General features: G+C 69.9%; 17 protein-coding genes, 1 tRNA gene and 1 pseudogene. 7 read left to right on the top strand and 12 right to left on the bottom strand.

Annotated elements, in window-relative coordinates; all coding sequences use genetic code 11:
• The first annotated feature begins 44 nt into the window (after positions 1 to 44).
• Positions 45 to 959 carry an RNA polymerase sigma factor SigJ gene (gene sigJ / locus ACIPN7_RS06115; protein ID WP_400539006.1) on the top strand — a complete coding sequence of 305 codons (915 nt, stop codon included), beginning with the start codon at positions 45 to 47 and terminating at the stop codon, positions 957 to 959.
• Between the two features lie 111 nt (positions 960 to 1,070).
• Positions 1,071 to 1,526: a carboxymuconolactone decarboxylase family protein gene (locus tag ACIPN7_RS06110; RefSeq protein ID WP_400539004.1), complete on the top strand. Its 456-nt coding sequence runs from the start codon at positions 1,071 to 1,073 to the stop codon at positions 1,524 to 1,526.
• A 29-nt stretch (positions 1,527 to 1,555) separates the two neighbouring features.
• Here the strand turns inward: ACIPN7_RS06110 and ACIPN7_RS06105 are convergent, their stop codons facing one another.
• Complete coding sequence (locus tag ACIPN7_RS06105; protein ID WP_400539002.1) at positions 1,556 to 1,846, bottom strand: hypothetical protein; 291 nt, start codon at positions 1,844 to 1,846, stop codon at positions 1,556 to 1,558.
• A gap of 137 nt (positions 1,847 to 1,983) precedes the next feature.
• On the opposite strand from ACIPN7_RS06105, the gene ACIPN7_RS06100 reads away from it, so the two are divergent.
• Both ACIPN7_RS06100 and ACIPN7_RS06095 read left to right on the top strand, forming a co-directional pair.
• Entirely contained in the window at positions 1,984 to 2,106 is a 123-nt protein-coding gene (locus ACIPN7_RS06100) for a hypothetical protein (RefSeq protein WP_400539000.1), read from the top strand.
• 31 nt (positions 2,107 to 2,137) lie between these two features.
• The gene (locus ACIPN7_RS06095) at positions 2,138 to 2,998 is read left to right on the top strand and encodes a helix-turn-helix transcriptional regulator (RefSeq protein WP_400538998.1); all 861 of its coding nucleotides are present in this window, start codon (positions 2,138 to 2,140) and stop codon (positions 2,996 to 2,998) included.
• Positions 2,999 to 3,062: 64 nt separating this feature from the next.
• Here the strand turns inward: ACIPN7_RS06095 and ACIPN7_RS06090 are convergent, their stop codons facing one another.
• Both ACIPN7_RS06090 and ACIPN7_RS06085 read right to left on the bottom strand, forming a co-directional pair.
• Positions 3,063 to 3,917: an oxidoreductase gene (locus ACIPN7_RS06090; protein ID WP_400538996.1), complete on the bottom strand. Its 855-nt coding sequence runs from the start codon at positions 3,915 to 3,917 to the stop codon at positions 3,063 to 3,065.
• 55 nt (positions 3,918 to 3,972) lie between these two features.
• Positions 3,973 to 4,443, bottom strand: coding sequence for a VOC family protein (locus tag ACIPN7_RS06085; RefSeq protein WP_400538995.1), 471 nt, complete (start codon positions 4,441 to 4,443; stop codon positions 3,973 to 3,975).
• A gap of 275 nt (positions 4,444 to 4,718) precedes the next feature.
• On the opposite strand from ACIPN7_RS06085, the gene ACIPN7_RS06080 reads away from it, so the two are divergent.
• A complete protein-coding gene (locus tag ACIPN7_RS06080) occupies positions 4,719 to 5,105 on the top strand; it encodes a hypothetical protein (protein WP_400538994.1) in 387 nt (128 codons plus the stop codon).
• Between the two features lie 11 nt (positions 5,106 to 5,116).
• Here the strand turns inward: ACIPN7_RS06080 and ACIPN7_RS06075 are convergent.
• The 7 genes and pseudogenes from ACIPN7_RS06075 to ACIPN7_RS06045 all read right to left on the bottom strand — a co-directional run.
• Positions 5,117 to 5,248: pseudogene (locus ACIPN7_RS06075) on the bottom strand (hypothetical protein); the annotation flags it as partial.
• 392 nt (positions 5,249 to 5,640) lie between these two features.
• Positions 5,641 to 6,495: an alpha/beta fold hydrolase gene (locus tag ACIPN7_RS06070; protein WP_400538993.1), complete on the bottom strand. Its 855-nt coding sequence runs from the start codon at positions 6,493 to 6,495 to the stop codon at positions 5,641 to 5,643.
• A gap of 150 nt (positions 6,496 to 6,645) precedes the next feature.
• Complete coding sequence (locus ACIPN7_RS06065) at positions 6,646 to 7,479, bottom strand: alpha/beta fold hydrolase (RefSeq protein WP_400538992.1); 834 nt, start codon at positions 7,477 to 7,479, stop codon at positions 6,646 to 6,648.
• Positions 7,480 to 7,658: 179 nt separating this feature from the next.
• Positions 7,659 to 10,379 carry an ATP-binding protein gene (locus ACIPN7_RS06060; RefSeq protein WP_400538991.1) on the bottom strand — a complete coding sequence of 907 codons (2,721 nt, stop codon included), beginning with the start codon at positions 10,377 to 10,379 and terminating at the stop codon, positions 7,659 to 7,661.
• A 71-nt stretch (positions 10,380 to 10,450) separates the two neighbouring features.
• Entirely contained in the window at positions 10,451 to 10,870 is a 420-nt protein-coding gene (locus tag ACIPN7_RS06055) for a MarR family winged helix-turn-helix transcriptional regulator (RefSeq protein WP_400538989.1), read from the bottom strand.
• A 434-nt stretch (positions 10,871 to 11,304) separates the two neighbouring features.
• A complete protein-coding gene (locus ACIPN7_RS06050; RefSeq protein ID WP_400538987.1) occupies positions 11,305 to 12,141 on the bottom strand; it encodes an alpha/beta fold hydrolase in 837 nt (278 codons plus the stop codon).
• Positions 12,142 to 12,701: 560 nt separating this feature from the next.
• Positions 12,702 to 12,775: transfer RNA gene (locus ACIPN7_RS06045), tRNA-Met, on the bottom strand.
• A 111-nt stretch (positions 12,776 to 12,886) separates the two neighbouring features.
• Here ACIPN7_RS06045 and ACIPN7_RS06040 point away from each other — a divergent pair.
• A complete protein-coding gene (locus ACIPN7_RS06040) occupies positions 12,887 to 13,705 on the top strand; it encodes a nicotianamine synthase family protein (RefSeq protein WP_400538985.1) in 819 nt (272 codons plus the stop codon).
• A gap of 60 nt (positions 13,706 to 13,765) precedes the next feature.
• Here ACIPN7_RS06040 and ACIPN7_RS06035 read toward each other — a convergent pair whose 3' ends face one another.
• Complete coding sequence (locus tag ACIPN7_RS06035) at positions 13,766 to 16,783, bottom strand: UPF0182 family protein (protein WP_400538983.1); 3,018 nt, start codon at positions 16,781 to 16,783, stop codon at positions 13,766 to 13,768.
• Positions 16,784 to 16,924: 141 nt separating this feature from the next.
• Entirely contained in the window at positions 16,925 to 18,025 is a 1,101-nt protein-coding gene (locus ACIPN7_RS06030; RefSeq protein ID WP_400539159.1) for a PDZ domain-containing protein, read from the bottom strand.
• A 139-nt stretch (positions 18,026 to 18,164) separates the two neighbouring features.
• Here ACIPN7_RS06030 and ACIPN7_RS06025 point away from each other — a divergent pair, with 139 nt between their 5' ends.
• Positions 18,165 to 18,707 carry a SprT-like domain-containing protein gene (locus tag ACIPN7_RS06025; RefSeq protein ID WP_377235579.1) on the top strand — a complete coding sequence of 181 codons (543 nt, stop codon included), beginning with the start codon at positions 18,165 to 18,167 and terminating at the stop codon, positions 18,705 to 18,707.
• The last annotated feature ends 12 nt before the right edge of the window (positions 18,708 to 18,719 follow it).

Here is an 18,719-nt window from a genome sequence, read left to right as displayed (position 1 = left end):
CACGGCGCCGGGCCCGATCTCCGGGCCCGGCGCTCGCTCTGCCTATGCTGCTCCCGACCGAGGGGAGCGACCACGTGGCGACAGACCTGCCCGGGCAGGACCGGCTCCGTGCCGAGTGGGCAACGCACCGGCCCGCGGTGTTCGGAGCGGCGTACCGGATTCTCGGCAGCGTGGCGGACGCCGACGACGTCGCCCAGGACGTCTGGCTGCGCGCCGTCGCCGCGAACCTGGACGAGGTGCGCAACCTCCGGGCCTGGCTGATCACCGTCGCCGCCCGGCGGGCGTACGACATCCTGAAGAGCGCCCGCCACCGCAGGGAGTCCTACGTGGGGCCATGGCTCCCCGAACCTCTGCTGACCGGGCCGGACGCGGCCGAGCCCGTGCTCGTCGACGAGTCCGTCACCGCGGCGATGCTCCTGGTCATGGAGAAGCTCAGCCCACCCGAACGGGTGGCTTTCGTGCTGCACGACGTCTTCGACCTCGAGTTCGCGCGGATCGCCGAGATCCTCGACGTCACGGTGCCGGGCGCCCGGCAGCTCGCCTCCCGGGCCCGCCGGCGCGTGGCCGCCGAGAAGGACGCGATGCCACGCACGTCCCGGGTGTCGCGGGCGGAGCGGGAGCGGCTGCTCGAAGCCTTCCGCGGCGCCTACGAGACCGGAGACCTGGAGGGACTGGTCCGCCTGCTGGACCCCGACGTCGTCTACGTCACCGACGGCGGCGGCAAGGTCTTCGCGGCACGCAAGGCCGTTCTCGGTGGTCAGCGGGTGGCCGAGCTCATGGTGCGGGTCGGCCACCAGTGGCGGCCCGACCGGATCGACCTGGTGGAGGTGGGCGGCGAGCTCTCGCTGGTGTTCCGTCGCGAGGGCCAGGTGTACTCCGTGGACACGCTGCAGATCGCGGACGGGCGGATCACCGCCTACCGCCGGATCCTCAACCCGGACAAGCTCACCCGCGTCTGAGTGTCACGTCTCCGGCTGTCACGTCCTGGCAGGCCACGTCGTCTCCCTGGCGGCCCCGGTGCCGCTGCGGCGCGCGCCGATCCCGGCCGCACGACGATTCCGAGGAGAACCATGACCACCACCCAGCGCGTCGACATGGGCAAGCAGCAGCCCACCGCGTACAAGGCCCTGACCGCCCTGTCCGCGGAGGCCGAGAGCAACGCCGTGTCGGCCGGCCTCGACCCGCTCCTGGTCGAGCTGCTGAGGATCCGCACCTCCCAGATCAACGGCTGCGCGTTCTGCCTGCGGCTGCACACGCGCGACGCCCTGAAGAAGGGCGAGAACCCCGACCGGATCGCCGTGCTGCCCGCCTGGCGGGAGACGGGCTACTTCTCCGCCGCCGACCGGGCGGCCCTCGGCCTGGCCGAGGCGATCACCCTGGTCGCCGACGGGCACGTCGCCGACGCCGACTACGCCGACGCCGCGGCGGTCCTCACCGACGACCAGGTCGGGGCGGTCTCGTGGATCGTCACGGTGATGAACGCCTTCAACCGCGTGGCGATCACCAGCCGCTACACCGTCGCCTGAACCCCAGGGCGTCGCGCGGGCGCCGGCCGTCACTCCGGCTGCGCGTCCGCGGCGGGCCGGCTCCGCCGTCCGACGGCGAAGCCGGCCGCGCCGCCGAGCAGGAGCGTGCCGGCGGCCGAGAGCAGGGCCACGGTGCCGGGAGACGAGGTGCCGTCCGGCACGTAGGTCGTGTCGGACAAGGGCGCGTAGGCGAACCAGCCGGTGGGCGCCGGACGGCTCCCCACCCAGGCCGCCGCACCCAGCAGCACGAGGCCGAGCACGACGAGGGTCGCGAGGACGACGCGCGAGGTGCGCTCGGGGCGGGGTGCGGGTGCTGTCATGCGGACCATCGTCCCAGACCCTGGAAAGCGCTCAGGCCCGGAGATCCGTGGATCACCGGGCCTGACAACGTCGCTCGACGGCCGACGCCGCCAGCCGGTCCCCGCTCGCCGACCTGCGCATCACCGAATGGGAGCAGATGGCGCTGGCGATCCCGGCGTCGGCGATCGCCGACGCCGTCGGGTACGCCATCGGTCAGCCGTTCGACGTCGATGACGTCGACGTCATCGAGGTCGTCATCCGCCCGACCGCGCAGCGTTGATGAGTGCCCTGTCACGGCGGATACTGGGTCGATGAGGACCGATCACGCCCTGCGGGACTTCCTGACGTCGCGCCGTGCGGCGCTCGAGCCCGAGGACGTCGGGCTGCCTCCCGCAAGTGCCTCACGTCGGGTGCGCGGCCTGCGCCGTGAGGAGGTCGCGATCCTTGCCGGGGTGAGCGTCGACTACTACGTGAAGCTGGAACAGGGGCGCGTCGGGAACGTCTCCGAGCAGGTGCTCGACGCGGTCGAGCGTGCACTGCGGCTCGACCGCCTCGAGCGGTTGCACCTGCGGGCACTTCTCAACCCCGACAGCATCCACACCCAGCGGATACCGCCGATCACCATGCGAGCCCGGCCGGCGCTGATCTCGATGATCGAGGCGCTCGATCCCGCGCCGGCCGTGATCCACGGGCCGCACCTGGAGGTGCTCGGGATCAACCGGGCGGCCACTCTCCTGCTGGACGACTTCGCGGCCATGCCGTCGGACGAGCGGAACATGGCCCGCTGGATGTTTCTCAGCCCGCGGGCCCGGGTCGTCTACCGGAACTGGGAGGACATCGCGCCCCAGATGGTGGCGATCCTGCGCAATGCCGCTGCCGCGGGGGCCAACGAGTACCTGTCGGCCCTCGTCGACCACCTCACTGCGGCTTCGGAGGACTTCGCGCGGTTCTGGGCCGACTACCGGCTGTTCGAGCACACGCACGGCGTGAAGCTCTTCTTCAACGAGGCAGTGGGCGACCTGCGGCTCAACTACGAGGCGCTGCCGCTCCCGGCCGACAACGGTCAGACCGTCATCGTGTACAGCGCCGACCGCGGCTCGCCGTCGGCGGAGAAGCTGATCCTCATGTCCAGCCGGACGCCGGCCGAGAAACCCGTCCCTGCTCCGCTGTGACGGGCGGTACGCACCGCCGGGTGGGGTGAGCGAGGCGCTCGCTCACCCCACCCCGCCGTTCGCGTTAGCGTGCCGGCGTGGCGACGTCGTCGTGGTCCGTGGAGACGGCGACCTCGCGCCAGGCGTCGAGCTCTGACCGCACCGCGCCGAGCTTCGCCTCGACCGAGGCCACGCAGTCCGAGCCGAGCTGCAGCCGGAGCGGGGCTCGGCCGGAGTCGATCGCGGACACGATCGCGGGACCGGCCTTGACCGGGTCGCCGAGCTGGCCGTGGTTGACCTGCTCGGCGGTCGTGCGCATCGCTCCCGCCGGTCCCTCGGCGTAGTCCTCGATCACGGTGGCGACCCGGTGCAGGCTCGAGGAGTCGAGGAAGTCGGTGCGGAAATACCCGGGCTCGACCACCGTGACGCCGATCCCGACCGGGGCCAGCTCCAGGGCCATCGCCTCGGAGAGGCCCTCGACGGCGAACTTCGTCGAGGCGTAGACGCCCCAGCCCGCGGAGCTCACGAAGCCGCCGACCGAGGACAGGTTGACGATGTGACCAGAGCGCTGTGCGCGCAGGACCGGCAGCACCGCACGGGTCACGGTCAGGACGCCGAACACGTTGGTGTCGTACACCGCGCGGACCTCCGCGTCGCTCGCCTCCTCGACGGCACCCAGCAATCCACGGCCCGCATTGTTGACCAGAACGTCGATGCGGCCGAAGGCCTCGACGCCGGCTTCGACGGCGGCCTGGACCTGCGCCCCGTCGGTGACGTCCAGCGCCACCGGCAGCAGCCGATCTCCCGCGTCGGGAAAGGCAGCGCGCACAGTTCGCGGGTCACGAGCAGCGGCGACCACGCTGTGACCGCTCGCCAGAGCGGCGCGGGTGATCTCCGCACCCAGGCCACGGGACGCGCCCGTGACGAACCAGACAGCCATGGCAGATCTCCTCATGAATCTCGTCGTGCTGACGTGGTGTGGTGACGTGACGGGGTCAGTGCGCGTGGTCGCCACCGGTCCGCTCGGTGAGCTCGAACATGTTGCCCCACGGGTCGCGGAAGAAGGCGAGCCGTGCGCTGATGTCGTCGATCTCGAACGGCGGGTTGACGACGTCGACCCCACGCTCGCGCAGTGCGGCGAGCGTCTCGTCGACGCTGTCGACGGACAGGCAGACGTGGTTGAACCCGTTCGCTACCAGGCTCGCGTCCACGTCGTCGTAGATCTCCTGGGCGGCGGCACCGGGCCCAGCCAGGATCTCCAGGTGGAAGTCGTCCTGGTCGGGCGGCATCACGTAGGCGAGCGTGAGCTCTCCGTACGGCCAGGTCTGCAGGACCCGCCAGTCCATCGTGTCGACCCAGAACGAGCGTGCCGCCTCGAAGTCGGGGTATCGGATCGCTGTGTGGTGGCCGTGCATCGACGAGAACGGCGAGCTGGTGTTGCGTGCGGGGGCTGCGGGCAGTGGCATCGGGATCTTCTCCTTGGTCGTGGGCTCAGGTTCGGGCCCACGACCATTGCAAGCCCGCCGCACGGCTCGCCGGGAGAGCCTGCCTGGTACCCCTGGTCATGGCTCTCGCGGTACCACCCAGCCCGTCGTCAGGCGGGCCCGGCCGCTCCTAGCGTCGGTGCCGATCATCATGGGTCACTCGTTCGGGGGCGTGCTGACGCAGGTCCTGGCGGACCTACGCGTTCGGCAACGACCTGCCTCGCGCGGAGTCGGACCGGGTGTGGGAGGAACAGGCGGTGAACGCCTACAACCGGGTCCTGTTCGAGGGAGTGCTCGCACTCTTCAACGAAGGACGCGGCGTCACGAAGGTCGACTACACCCGTGCCGACCGGGCACCGCTGCTCGTGATCATGGGCGGCGAGGATCACGTGGTGCCGCCTGCGATCGGCAAGGCGCTCGTCAAGAAGTACCGGCGTACGGAGAGTTCCGCCGTCGTCGAGTACAAGGAGTTCCCAGGGCGGACGCACCGCATGGTCGGGCAGGGAGGGTGGGAGGAGATCGCCGACTTCGCCCTGGACTGGGCTGCGACCTCCGGGAGCCGCCATGTCAGGCGCTGGTGGCCGACGCCTGGGACGCGAGCAGACGGAGCTTCTCCGCACTGCCGCTGTGCCCCGGCGGGGTAGTAGACGACCAGGACGAGGTCGCCGATCGGGAGCTTTTCCCGGTTGAGCTGCAGCGCACCGACCGTGGGATGGTTGACGGTAGTGGTTCCACCTTCGAGGTGCCGGACGTCATGGCGAGCCCAGAGCGAACGGAACGCGCGCTCGCGAGCGACAGCTCGCCCACCAGCTCGACCGCCCGCGGGTCGGTCACGTCGTCACCGATGGCACTACGGAACGCGGCCACCGCCTCCCCTCCACCGGGCGGACCAACAGCGTGAGTCGGCTGGGCTGGACCACGATGGCGGCATCGGGTGACCCACGGCGACCGCGATACTGGCGACTCGGGTTCTGTTCGGCCCGTACGACACGGCTGCGTCAGGACGGGCACGACATCGCTCGGTGCACCGTGGAACGACTGCCGCCTGACCCACAAACAGAGTCTCCGGACACGCCGGGGCGAGCCACACGCTCGACGCGATCGTCCTCTGGCTCCGCGATTCACCGGACACGGCCTAGCACCACCGGGTCCCCGAACTACCTCACAGCCGCCCGCAATCTACGAGGCAAGGAACTCGACGACGCGAGCGGCGGCGTCCTCCGGGTACTGGAAAATCGAACCGTGCGAGGCGTCCGGGTAGATGTGGATCTGGGCGTCAGGGATCAGCGCCGCCAGCAGGTGGCTGGCCTTGGTCGGAATCATGACGTCGTGGTCTCCCTGGAGGACCAGGGTCGGCTGGACGATGCCGGTCAGGCGATGGACCGCTGGCCAGTCCTGGGCGCCCCAGTTCTCGACCGCGCGGTACTGGGCGTTCTTCGCCTCGATGGACGGTCCAGCATCGCGACCCTCCTGGCGGGCGAAGATGCGGGCGGCGGACTTCTGGCCGGCCTCGAGGCTCTCGGTGGAGCTCGTGTAGAAGACGTTGATGTAGCCCTCTGGTGTGTTGTCGTCGACGACGACGCCTTCGAGGACTTCGGGCGACCAGCCCTCCATGCCAGGCGCGCCCTTGGGCCCGGTGCCTGCAAGGATCAGCTTCCGGACGCGTTCGGGCCTGGTCAGGGCGATCTCCTGGGCGATGAAGCCGCCGAGCGAGAACCCGAAGAGATCCACCTGAGGCAGGTGCAGAGCGTCGAGGAACTCGATGGCGTCGCGAGCCATCTGTTCGATGGTGTCCGGGGTCGTGCCCGTGCTGCCGGCGACGCCGGTGTTGTCGAAGAGGATCACCTCGCGGTGGGCGGCGATGCCATCGACCAGCGCCGGGTCCCAGTTGTCCACGTTGCCGCGGAAGTGCTGGAGGAAGACGACCGGGAGAGCATCAAAGGTGCGCCCGAAGCGGCGGTAGGCGTACCGGACGCCGTTGACGGCCTCGATGTGGGAGAGCTCGGCCAAGGCCAGGCGGTTGATCGAAAGCATGATGATGTCCTTGTCTGGGTGTGTCTGGATACAAGGTCGACCAGCTGCCGCCCCACAATCCCCGGGGCGACAGCTCGTCGGGTGTGCCTGTGCTTGCCCAGTCACGCCGATCACTGGACGGGTGGGGCAGGTACCGAAGGTTGGGTTTGGTCAGCGAGCGAGAAACGCGAGCAACGCTTCGTTGAACTCGTCCGCGTGGGACACGTTGATGCCGTGGGGACCACCTTCGATGACGACCAGCTCGCTGCCGGGGATCGTCTCCGCGCTCCGGCGGCCGCTGATGTGGAAGGGCACCACGGCGTCGGAGTCGCCGTGGATGACGAGGGTCGGCACGGTGACTGCGGCGAGGTCCTCGCGGAAGTCGGTGCGTCCGAACCGGGAGGGACCTACGAGCGTGGCGTGGGGTGAGGCAGAGTTGGCCAGGTCGCGGCCGTAGAGGCGCTGGGCGTCACTGACGGTGGGCTGGCTCGCGGCGGAGTAGAGCAGCGAGAGGAAGGTGTCGACGAAGCCCGCTCGGTCGGCCCGGATGCCGGCCTCGAAGTGCGCGATGGTGGCGTCGTCGAGCCCGCCTTCTGGGTTGCCGTCGGTGACGTGGAGGAACGGGGTGACCGAGCTGGCGAGGACCGCCTTGGCGATTCGCGAGGTTCCGTGGTTGCCGATGTAGCGGGCGACCGCCCCACCGCCGGCTGAGAAGCCGACGAGTGTCACGCCTGCGAGGTCGAGATGGTTGAGCAGGGTGTCGAGGTCTGCGGCGATGGTGTCGTAGTCGTGACCGCTCTGGCTGGGGGTCGAGCGGCCGAATCCACGGCGGTCGTAGGTGATGGTCTGGTAGCCCGCCTCGACCAGTGCCGTGACCTGCTTCTCCCACGATCGGCCGTTCAGCGGCCACCCGTGGATCAGCACCACGGGAGCGCCACTGCCCTGGACCTCGTAGTAGAGCTCGATAGGGGAACCGTTCTCGCTGCCCACGGAGATTTCCGGCATGTCCTTCTCGTATCCGTCCCTCAGGTGATGGAGGTGGCTGCGCGAGGGACCTCGGCACCGCCACGAACAACGATCCACCTCGATGACGTCGCCGCCGTCCGTCAGATGACTTCACCGGCCGACGTACGTGCCGACACCACCCCCGGCGGCGCCGTGCGCCAGCTCTCGCCGTGGAGTGTTCAGGATGGACGAGAAGCGTCAGCCGGCCCCGCAGCACCCAGGGCATCGCGCAACGAGGCTCGAGACGTGATGTCGAGCTTCGGGAAGATGCGATAGAGGTGCGTGCCCACCGTGCGCGGCGACAGATACAGCTGTGCCCCGATCTCCTTGTTGCTCAGCCCGGACGCGGCGAGCTCAGCGATGCGCAGCTCCTGAGCCGTCAGGCCTGCGAGACGTTCGGCGGCCTCGGCGCCCGAGGCGCCCGCCAACGAGAGCTCGTGCGCGGCGCGCTCCGCCCACGGCGGGCTGCCGAGGCTTTCGAAGAGCTCGACGGCACGGGTCAAGGCGATGCGGGCGGCCGGAAGGTCCTTGTTGCGCCGCAGCCACCTGCCATGGGCCAGGCTGATGCGGGCGAGGTCGAAGGGGAACGCCAGTGCGGTCGCATTCCCGACCGCGCTCGTGAACAGCCGACCCGCCTCCGCGGTGGGCTCCGTGATCGCCAGGGCAGCTGTGCACAGCATGTTCATCCGGGGCGACACCGCGCCTACGTGGTGAGCCGCAGCAGCCTGGGCGTGCAGGCGCGCCTCGTCGACGTGCCCTGTCGCCATCCCAGCCTCGACGACGTCGAGCACGCAGTGAAACGACTCGTGCACGTAGGGCCGGAAGGAGCCGGGCGAGGTGAGTCCTAGCGCGTGGGTCCAGGCGTCGTGGTAGGCACCGATCGCGAGCGAGCCGGCGAGCGCGGCACCTTCCACGTGCTGAAGGAGCACCCCCAGCCCCCGAGGGCGCGCCCACACATCGATCGCGAGGCCCAGCTCGCGGGCGCCGGCGATGTCACCGCGCTGAGCCAGGATTCGCGCGTAGAACGCGCGGTAGAGGTAGTTGTACATCTCGAACCCGAGTCGGGCGCTCAGCTCCAGACCGCGTGCGTACGTCGTCGCAGCGTCGTCCCAGCGTCCTGAGACCGTCTGGTCGAGGAGCGTCAGGTGCAGCAGGGTCATCGCGTCGGCCCGGGCGCCGGCCTCGACCTCGCGAGCAACTACTCTCTCCACGAAGGAGCGATGTTCCTCGAGGGAGTCGACGAAAAAGGCGCAGAGCGTCAACAGCGTCAGTTCTCGGGGGCCGTGGCCGGGCTGGGTGAACGCCGCTGCCACGCGGTCGCGGGCGGTGTCTGCATGACGGAGCAGGTCTCCCCCGACGTCGCGTACGAGCAGGAGCACGGGGCCGAGTCGCTCGGCGTGCTCGTCGACCACCGCCTCCGTACGTTCCCAGAGGACCGGATCGGCCGAGTACATGCTGATCGCCAGCAGCACATTGACCAGGCGAGAAAGCGTGTCGTCGTCCACGTCACGGCCGTGCCGTTGGAGGGTGTCCACGACGAGGCGGTGCGCCGGCAGCACCGCGCCGTCGCCGTAGAGCCGCAGGTAGGCGTCGGTGAGCACCGTCGACGGAGAAGTCAGGTCACCGTTGACCCGGTCCAGCCGGCCGAGCAACGTGGCGGCGTCATCGAGGAGGCCGGCCTGGCTGGCGACGTAAGCGGCGTCGGCGAGGCGTCTCTCCCGCCGGTCCGCATGCTCGCTCAACGCCGCAGCGCGCACGAGGAGCGAGACCGCGACGGAGGCCCCGCCGCGCCGGACGGCGCGCTCGGCCGCCTGCTGGATCTCCTGCGCCACGGTCTCGTCGGGTTCGATCGTGGCGGAGGCCAGGTGGTGCGCGCGTCGGAGCGAGTCACCCGCGCGGACGTCGGCGAGACGCAGGTGCGCGGCTCGCACCTGCTCCGACGACGCGGCACCGACGACCGCGGACCGCACCAAGGGATGGCGGAACGACGCTCGCCCGTCCGCCGCGTGGACTTCGACGAGCCCCGCTGCGCGGGCGCCGTCGAGACGGTGCGCGAGGCCCGTCTCTGCGTCGTCCTCCGCTACGCCGTCGAGCGCCAGAAGCAGCAGAGCGGATCGCTCCTCCTGCGGCAGCCTGTCGAGCCGTTGGACATAAACCCTCTCGAGCCGCCGAGGCAAGGGAAGCTCGGGCCTCGACGCTGCGGTCGAGCCAGCGGCCAACGAAGCCGGCATCTCGGTGAGCGCCAATGGATTACCCACCGCCCACCGCAGCACCTCGGCCCGGAGCGCGGGGCGTAGACCAGGGTGACGAGCGTCGAGGAGCTCGGCCGCACTGCCGGGGTCGAGCGGAGGCAGTTCGAGGTGCTCGATGCCGGCGAAGTCGACGTCGGTCGGCTCTCCGGCACGCACCCCCAGCACCACGGACACCGACGCGTCGCTGAGCCGACGCGCCACGAACAACAGCACGACACCACTCGCGGCGTCCATCCAGTGCGCGTCGTCGACGACGAGCAACAGGGGTGAGTCGACGCTCGCGAGCACCAGGAGATCGAGGACCGCCATACCCAGCAACATGACGGCGGGAGCGTCGCCGACCATGCGTCCGAGCACGGTGTCAACGGCACGTCGCTTGTGGTCTGGCAGCGCGTGAACATACGCGTCGAGCGGTCGCAGCATCCGGTCCAAGGCCGCGTACGGGAACCTCCGCTCGGCCTCCACACACTCGTGCCGGGCGACCGACCAGCCCTCGTCCCGGGCACGTCGCCCCAGGTCGTCCAGGAGCACGGTCTTGCCGATCCCGGCTTCACCCTCGACCACGAGGGCACGCAGATCATCAGTCAGCAGGCCCATGAGCCTGCCCGTCTGTCGCGCTCGACCGATGATCTCGCCGTTGGAGTCCATCCTCCCCATCCCTTCGCATGATCGGGCGTCCCCATGCCCCGCGCCTCAGCGCCGGCCCCTGGAACCGGACGTCAGGAGCCGTCCTGTCCTTGCACGATTGCCCACAAGGTGGCATGGAAGTGGGCGCGATCCTCCTCGGCTATCGAAGCGAGACGTTGGTTCAGCGCGGCATCGCGAGCGACCTTGACCTGGTCCCTGACGGCGACGCCCTTCTCAGTCGCGACCGGGATCCGTACGCGGCGATCACGATCGGAGGCCGTCCGCACCACCAACCCCTCGCGCTCGAGCCGGTCCAAGACAGCGACCAGGGTCGTCTTGTCGATCGCGAGCTCGTCCGCGATCTCGAGCTGGGTACGTTGGCGACCGTCGGCGACGAGGGCGAGGACGAGCCAGTCCCGAAGATCTGAGAGGCCCGCTTCTCTCGACACGGTCGCGAACGAACTTGCCAGCGCATCGGCGGCACGCATCGCGAGCCAGGCCAGGTCATCCACGGGCGGCATCGCCGGAGGGGACACTTGGTCCGAGTCCTTGCGGTGTTGGGGCACTCCAAAATCATAGCCGCAAGAGATCATCCGACATCGGACGATCTTGCCTCCAACTATCGCTGGGGGGCCACAGTCCCTCCTCCACCCGATGGGGCTCGGGTGGACACGGGCTGGGCTGCTGCCGCGCGGGTGCTGGCGTGTGCCGCCGGCCCTGTCGGCTGATCCGGTGTCGCGGCGCAGCGTTACCTGCTGGCGATGGAGGGCGGGCCGCATGCCACGTGGCTGATCGTGGCTCTGGATCCGGTGGGGGGACAGCACCCGCTCGGCGGTACCGCGTCTTTCCGCTGCTCGGGGGTGGCGATCCGAGCGCAGCTGCGCGAAGGATGGTTCAAGTCGGGTCGAAACCTGGGGCGGCCCAGCGGGCCGCCCCAGGGTGTACGTCAGCGAGTCGCGCGGTCGGCTTGCAGGATCGTCGCCGTGACGACGTCAGGCCGGGCGACCATCGCGAGGTGACCGGCACTGACGGAGGTGATCTTGGCGCCGGCTCGCTGCGCCATGAACCGCTGCAGCTCCGGAGAGATGATGTGGTCCTCCGTGCCCATCACGTACCAGGACGGGAGCGTCTTCCATCCGGGCTCTCCCGAAGGCTCACCGAGGGCCGGCGTCGCCAGAGGTCGCTGCGAGGCCAGGAGCTGGGTCTGCTTCGCACGCGACAGACCGTTCGCAAAGACCACCGGGAACACAGCGTCCTTCAGGTACAGGTCTACGACGCCCTCCGGTGCGCCCGGGTTGGCCACCACGTCGAACACCTGAGTCGGGTCGACCGGATCCTGCCGGCCCAGCAGATCGTTGACGCTCTCACCCTCGTCAGGTACGAAGGCGTCGATGTAGACCAGCGCCCTGACATCCGGGTCCGACAGCGCCGCGTCGGTGATGACTGCACCACCGTAGGAGTGCCCCACCAGAATCACCGGGCCGTCGGTGCGCTGCTGGAGGTAAGCGCCCAACGCACCCGAGTCCGCAGTGAGTGAACGCAACGGGTTAGCGAACTCCCGCACCGGGTAGCCCGCCGTCTGCAGGGCCGTCGCGACACCAGCGAAGCCGCTCGCGTCGGCCCACGCACCGTGCACCAGCACCACGGTCGGCTTGGCGATTTCGCCACGGTGGGTCTGCGGCTCAGCACTGGCAAGGCTGCTGCCGCCGAGGAGCAGGGCCCCCACGGTCAGTGCCGCCCACGCGGTCCTCCGCCATGGTGATCGACGGGGCGTGTGGTTCATCGTTCTCTCCGAACTCTTGGTTTCTCGGCACGATGTGCGCCACACCCAGAGTCCACCGCCACTCCCGGCCGAGCATCCGTCAAATGACGTAACAGAGCCGCATCGATCGAACAGCTCGGCCGCACCGATGTACGGCTGGTGCTGGCGTGGGCCCGCATGCTGCCCACGGATGTAGCTCGCGGCGTGGAACATGCGTCGCGGAGGCTCACCAGCGCTCAGCACCCTGGTGAGCCTCCGTAGGCCCGGGACGCGGCCAGACGCGGGCATCACGTCAGTTCGGGCGCCGGGGACCGGCCGGCCCTTTCGATTGTCCACGCGGCATGTTGAATGCCCGCGGCTGATGCCGCCACCGTCGTCCGCGCGGACGGGATGGCCGCGCATGTACCACCTGTGTGGAATGTAGGACGCGGGCCAGTCAGCCCTCGACCGGGGGAGCGAAGCGGCCAGTTTTCATCAGCTCCACCGTCTCGCGACATCGCAGAGCCGGAATGGCACATCGACTTGTTCAAAGAGCGAAGGCCCTGACCTGTGCATCTGCACTGGTCAGGGCCTTCATTTTGTAGCGGGGGCAGGATTTGAACCTGCGACCTCTGGGTTATGAGCCCAGCGAGCTACCGAGCTGCTCCACCCCGCGTCGGTGATCCCTACTTTACGCACCCCGAGCGACGAAGTGCAAACCGGGTCGCCCGGTCGAGACGCAGGTCACAGCCGGTCGAACCGATCCGGCCGTGGAACCATCGTCCCCATGACGACGGAGCTGAGCGATACCACCCTGTCCGCCGACCGGATCGTCCACCTCACCGACCAGCTTGCCGCACTGCCCCACCTGCGCCCGGACCCCGGAACGAACGCCCTCTTCGGCGGCCTGGTCCAAGCGGTCCTCGCAACGCCCGACCGGCAGGCCCGGGACGTCCTCGCGCATCCCGAGGTCCACCGCCGCAAGGACGCCATCCGCGACCTCTCGGCGCGCGGCGAGACGGAGCTCGAGCACGCGTGGGCGGAGCACATCGCCGGCGCGATCGACGCCCGGGCCGCGCTCGCCGCGTTCCCCTACCTCGACAACTACCGCCGGCTCACGGCCCTGGAGGCCCGGCTGATCGCCCACGCGGGCGGCGGCACGCCGGGATCGGTCGCCGTCGTCGGGAGCGGACCGCTCCCCCTGAGCACCCTGGGCTACGCCGCCGCGCTCCACGCCCCCGTCGTCGGCCTGGACCGGGACGCCACGGCGGTGGCGCTGGCACGCCGGGTCGCCGCGCGCCTCGGCTCGACGGCGGTCCGGTTCGAGCAGGCCGACGCCGCCGACGTGGGCCTCGGCAAGCACGACGTCGTGGTGCTCGCGGCGCTGGTGGGCGAGACGCCGTCGGCCAAGGCCGTGATCCTGCGCAGGATGGCCGACACGATGCGGCCCGGCGCCCTGCTGCTCGCGCGCAGCGCGCGGGGCGCCCGCACCCTGCTGTACCCGCCCGTCGACCTGGGGGCCATGCCGGGGTTCGAGGTGCTGGAGGTGGTGCACCCCACCGATGACGTCATCAACTCGGTGGTGGTGGCCCGCCGCCTCGCATAAAGAAGTCAGACCTGCAGGTCACCGAAGTGACCTGCAGGTCTGACGGGGTGCGTCGGAGCGTCAGCCCTGCTGGGCCTCCTCCGCCGCGATCGCCTCCTCCAGCGCCTTCTGCAGCCGGTCCTGCGCCTCGCCGTAGGCGGCCCAGTCACCGTCGCGCTGGGCGGCGTTGGAGTCCTCGAGGGCCTCGGCCGCGTCCTGCAGCGCGGCGTCCAGCTCGGACGACGGCGCCTGGGTGCTGTCCGGAGTGGACTCGCCGGACGGTTCCTGGCTCGGCTCCTGCGTGGGCTCCGTGCCCGTGTCGCCCTCGCCCGTGGGCGGGGCCACCGGGGCCTCGTCCTCGGCCGCCGCACCGGCGTCGCCGGCCTCCGCACCCGAGTCGCCACCGAACACCTGGTCCAGCGCCTCGTCGAGCGTGTCGGCAAAGCCGATGTCGTCGCCGAAGGCGACCAGCACCTTGCGCAGCAGCGGGAACTGCGTGCCACCGGTCGACTGGATGTAGACCGGCTGCACGTACAGCAGACCGCCACCGACCGGCAGGGTGAGCTGGTTGCCCCGGCGCACCGTGGACGCGCCGATCTGCAGGATGTTCAGCTGCTCGGAGATCGTCGGGTTCGAGTCGAAGTTGTTCTGCACCTGGCCGGGGCCGGGCACGGTCGTGTCCCGTGGCAGCTCCAGCAGACGTAGCTTCCCGTAGTCCTCGGACCTGGCACCCGCCTCGCTGCCGGCGTCGGCGTCCACCGCGAGGAACCCGGTGAGCACCTCACGGTCGGTGTTACCACCCGGGATGAAGGTCGACGTCAGCGAGAACGTGGACTCGTCCTGGCCCGGCATCTGCAGCGTCAGGTAGTACGGCGGCTGCAGCGGCGCGGTGGTCGCCTCCGACGTCGGGTCGGTCGGGTTGTTCCAGAAGTCCTGGCCCGAGAAGAACTCGGCGGAGTCCGTCACGTGGTACTGGCTGAGCAGGGTGCGCTGCACCTTGAACAGGTCCTCCGGGTACCGCAGGTGGCTCATCAGGTCGCCGGAGATCTCGTCCATCGGCTTGACCGACCCCGGGAAGACGTTGCTCCAGGCCTTCAGGATCGGGTCCTCGGCGTCCCACGCGTACAGGTCGACCGAACCGTCGTAGGCGTCGACCGTGGCCTTCACCGAGTTCCGGATGTAGTTGACCTCCTCCGGCAGCGCGACGGTGCCGCCGGCCTGCTGGGTGGTGAGCGTGTCCGCCACCGCCTCGTCGAGCGGGGTCGACGTCGAGTACGGCACGGCGTCGCTGGTCGTGTAGGCGTCGACGATCCACTTCACGCGGCCGTCCACGACCGCCGGGTAGACCCGGTTGTCGAGCGTCAGCCACGGCGCGACCTTGCTGACGCGCTGCTGCGGGTCCCGGTCGTAGAGGATCTGCGACTCGCTCGTGACGCGGTCGGAGAACAGCAGCTGCTCCTCGCCGAACTTCAGCGCGTACAGCAGCTTGCTGCCGAACGCGCCGACGTCGGGCCCGGCGTCACCGGTGAACGTGGTGTTGACCTGGCCGCCGTCGTCCGCGTCGTCGGCCTGATAGTCGAGCTCCCACGCCTTGGTGCCCTCGGGCGCGCCCACGATCGAGTACGTGGTGGTGCTCGGGCTGAAGTAGATGCGCGGCTCGTACTCGCCCTCGAGGTCGCTGATCGCGCCCTGGGACGGGATGCCGCCCTCGAAGAAGGCCGGGCGTCCGTCCGGGCCCGGCTGGTTGCCGTACGCGGCGACGACGCCGTAGCCGTGCGTGTACACGGTGTGGTCGTTGACCCAGTTGCGCTGGTCCTGGCCCAGGCCGTCGAGGTTCAGCTCGCGCACCGCGATCACGGTGTCGCGGGACTCGCCGTCGATCTCGTACTTGTCGACCGACAGGGAGTCGTTGAAGTTGTAGTACTGCTTGTTCTGCTGCAGCTGGCGGAACGACGGCGAGACGATCTGCGGGTCCAGCAGCCGGATCGACGCGGCGGTGTCCGCGTCGGAGCGCAGGGCACCCTCCTCCGCCTGGGTCGTGGCGTCGTACGGTTCCTTCTCGACGTCGTCGATGCCGAAGGCAGAGAGGGTCGCGTCGATGTTGCGCTGGATGTACTCGCTCTCCAGCTCCTGCGCGTTCGGGTTCACCTGGAAGCGCTGGACGACCGCGGGGTAGATGCCGCCGATCGCGATGGCGGAGACGACCATGAGGCCGACGCCGATCGCCGGCAGGCGCCAGTCGCCGCGGAACGCGGTGACGATGAACAGCGCGGCCACGAAGATCGCGACCACCGTGAGGATGCCCTTGGCGGGGATCACGGCGTGCACGTCGGAGTACGAGGCGCCGTCGAACCGGTCGCCCGCGTTGGTCAGGATCGAGTACCGGTCCAGCCAGTAGTTGGCGCCGATCAGCAGCAGCAGCACCGCGCCGATGACGGCCAGGTGGATGCGCGCCGCGGGAGTGGTGCGGGGGCCGCCGGCGGCGGCCGGGCCGATCCGGAGCCCGCCGTACAGGTAGTGCGTGATCACCCCGGCGATGCCGGCGATCACCACGACCGAGATGAGGAACCCGACGCCGAACCGCAGCGCGGGGAGCAGGAAGACGAAGAACCCGAGGTCCATGCCGAACTGCGGGTCCGTCTCACCGAAGGGCTCGCTGTTGAACGCCAGGAGGACGGTGCGCCACTGCGCCGACGCCGCGACGCCCGCGAAGAAGCCGATCAGCACCGGGGCCGCGATCATCACGACCCGGCGCAGCGGCTCGACCGCCTCGCGGTACTGGTCGAGCGTGGCCTGCTCGGGGGTGCTCGGCGCGTACACGGGGCGCGAGCGGTAGGCCGCGGTGAACGACCAGAACACGGCTCCGGCCATGACCAGGAAGCCGACGACGAACAGCGCGCCGCGCATGCCCCACTCGGTCCAGATCACCCGGGAGAACCCGAGCTGCCCGAACCACATCACCTCGGTCCAGAACTGCGCTAGGAGAAGCAGGGCCGCGACGACGACGGCGACCGCGACGACCGCCACCCCCAGGGGACTGCGTCGTCGGGCTCGGGGTGCGCCGCCGGATGGGCGACGAGGTGCTGCGGCGAAGGACACTTCTGCGTTACCTCACGTCATGAATGGTTGGGCCGTACGCAGTTGGAACGGCCAGGCTCTGGTCAAGGTTCCCACCACAAGGTTCCCACATCCTCCAGATGTGCAACACGCGGTCGATGCCCGGGTTCCCGCCCGCGAGCGTCACGAGCACGTCGGGAGGTCGGCGCCCTCGCCGCGCCCAATCTGCTCGACGGCGTCGCGCGCCTCCGCCAGCGTCGCCACCCTCACCACGCGGAGCCCGTCGGGCACGTTGCCCACCACCTGGTCGCAGTTGTCGGCGGGCGCGAGGAACCACTCGGCGTCGTCCCGTACGGCGCCGTACAGCTTCTGCTCGATGCCGCCGATGGGACCCACCGTGCCCTCCGGGCTCATGGTCCCGGTACCCGCGATGACCTCGCCGTTTGCCTCGTCCTCGGGGGTGAGCTTGTCGATGATGCCGAGCGCGAACATCGTGCCCGCGCTCGGTCCGCCGATGTCCTCGATCTCGATGGTGACGTCCACGGGGAAGTCGTAGTGCGGGTCGATGAAGACGCCGAGCACGGCCCGCTGACCGTTGTCGGCAGTCGTGACGGTCACGTCCATGGTGCGCTTGCCCCGCTGCACGCCGAGCGTCACGTCGTCCCCCGGGGTCGTCGCGGCGAGCCCGTCGATGAGGTCGGCGTAGGTGCCCACAGGTTCACCCTGGAACTCCGTGATGACATCATCCTCCTCGAGCTTGCCCTCGGCCCCGGAACCAGGTTCCGTGCCGGCGACGTCCAGCACGGCGGGCACGTCGTAGCCGAGCTCCGTCAGCGCCGCGGCCGTGGCCGACTCCTGCGACGAGACCATCTCCGCCTGGCTGACCTCCTGCTGCTCCGCCTTGGTGGTCGCCTCCGGGAAGATCGCCTCCACCGGTAGCACCGAGCGCCGCGGGTCCAGCCAGCCCTGGATCACCTGGCCGGCCATCATCGGGTAGCCCGGACCGCCGAGCACGGACACGGTGGTCAGGCGCAGCTGCCCCGTGGACTCGTACGTGCGGGCGCCCTCGATCTGGATGAGGTTGCGCTCCAGGGTGTCCTCGGTGGGCCCGGGCGAGCGCATCGCGTAGGGCGTGGGCACGACCAGGGCCAGCGCGGCCAGAACGGCCGTGAGCAGCAAGGACACCCCGAGCGTGACCGTGCGGCGCGTGATCGGCGCAGGGGTCACCGCCAAGTCGTCGAACGGTGACGGCTCGGGCTGCGGAGCGTGCTGGAGGTCGCGCATGTCGGTCACCGGCCCATCATTCCTCACTTGCCTGGGGGTTCCGTGAATCGCACCCAAGGACGGCCCCGTAGGCAAAGTTTTTCCACTTGAACGGTGTGTTATACCCCACCTTGACGCCGATAACCGGTACGGTCGTGCCGTGGCCCACGACGCCCTGACGTCCGTGGAGGTGCGCCGGAGCCGCCGTCGCACCGCCACGGTGAGCGCATACCGCGACGGTGGACGGACCATCGTCGCCATTCCTGCGCGCTTCTCTCGGGCTCAGGAACGAGAGTGGGTGGCGAAGATGGTGGCCCGGCTCGAGGACAAGGAACGGCGCCGCCGCCCGTCCGACCAGGAGCTCATGGACCGCGCCGGCGAGCTCTCCGCCAAGTACCTCGGCGGCAGGGCCCGGCCCTCCAGCGTCCGGTGGTCGGCCAACCAGGGCAGGCGCTGGGGATCCTGCACGCTGCTGGACGGCTCCATCCGGATCTCCACCCGGCTGCAGGGCATGCCGTCCTGGGTGCTCGACTACGTGCTGCTGCACGAGCTGGCGCACCTCCTGCATGCCGGCCACGGCCCCGAGTTCTGGAAGATCCTCGATGTCTACCCCCGGACGGACCGCGCACGCGGCTTCCTGGAGGGCGCCTCGTTCACGCAGGACGACAACGGCCAGGCCACCCCGGACGACGAGGAGGACTGACGACCGACGCGA

It is taken from the genome of Promicromonospora sp. NPDC090134 (assembly GCF_044746965.1).
Lineage (GTDB): Bacteria > Actinomycetota > Actinomycetes > Actinomycetales > Cellulomonadaceae > Promicromonospora.
This window is presented reverse-complemented; position numbering and strand designations above follow the sequence as displayed.

What these genes read in the sequence shown, in the direction of transcription:
- sigJ (WP_400539006.1), top strand. Translation starts at nt 45, where the DNA reads ATGCTGCTCCCGACCGAGGGGAGCGACCACGTGGCGACAGACCTGCCC.
- ACIPN7_RS06110 (WP_400539004.1), top strand. Translation starts at nt 1,071, where the DNA reads ATGACCACCACCCAGCGCGTCGACATGGGCAAGCAGCAGCCCACCGCG.
- ACIPN7_RS06105 (WP_400539002.1), bottom strand. Translation starts at nt 1,846, where the DNA reads ATGACAGCACCCGCACCCCGCCCCGAGCGCACCTCGCGCGTCGTCCTC.
- ACIPN7_RS06100 (WP_400539000.1), top strand. Translation starts at nt 1,984, where the DNA reads ATGGCGCTGGCGATCCCGGCGTCGGCGATCGCCGACGCCGTCGGGTAC.
- ACIPN7_RS06095 (WP_400538998.1), top strand. Translation starts at nt 2,138, where the DNA reads ATGAGGACCGATCACGCCCTGCGGGACTTCCTGACGTCGCGCCGTGCG.
- ACIPN7_RS06090 (WP_400538996.1), bottom strand. Translation starts at nt 3,917, where the DNA reads ATGGCTGTCTGGTTCGTCACGGGCGCGTCCCGTGGCCTGGGTGCGGAG.
- ACIPN7_RS06085 (WP_400538995.1), bottom strand. Translation starts at nt 4,443, where the DNA reads ATGCCACTGCCCGCAGCCCCCGCACGCAACACCAGCTCGCCGTTCTCG.
- ACIPN7_RS06070 (WP_400538993.1), bottom strand. Translation starts at nt 6,495, where the DNA reads ATGCTTTCGATCAACCGCCTGGCCTTGGCCGAGCTCTCCCACATCGAG.
- ACIPN7_RS06065 (WP_400538992.1), bottom strand. Translation starts at nt 7,479, where the DNA reads ATGCCGGAAATCTCCGTGGGCAGCGAGAACGGTTCCCCTATCGAGCTC.
- ACIPN7_RS06060 (WP_400538991.1), bottom strand. Translation starts at nt 10,379, where the DNA reads ATGGACTCCAACGGCGAGATCATCGGTCGAGCGCGACAGACGGGCAGG.
- ACIPN7_RS06050 (WP_400538987.1), bottom strand. Translation starts at nt 12,141, where the DNA reads ATGAACCACACGCCCCGTCGATCACCATGGCGGAGGACCGCGTGGGCG.
- ACIPN7_RS06040 (WP_400538985.1), top strand. Translation starts at nt 12,887, where the DNA reads ATGACGACGGAGCTGAGCGATACCACCCTGTCCGCCGACCGGATCGTC.
- ACIPN7_RS06030 (WP_400539159.1), bottom strand. Translation starts at nt 18,025, where the DNA reads ATGCGCGACCTCCAGCACGCTCCGCAGCCCGAGCCGTCACCGTTCGAC.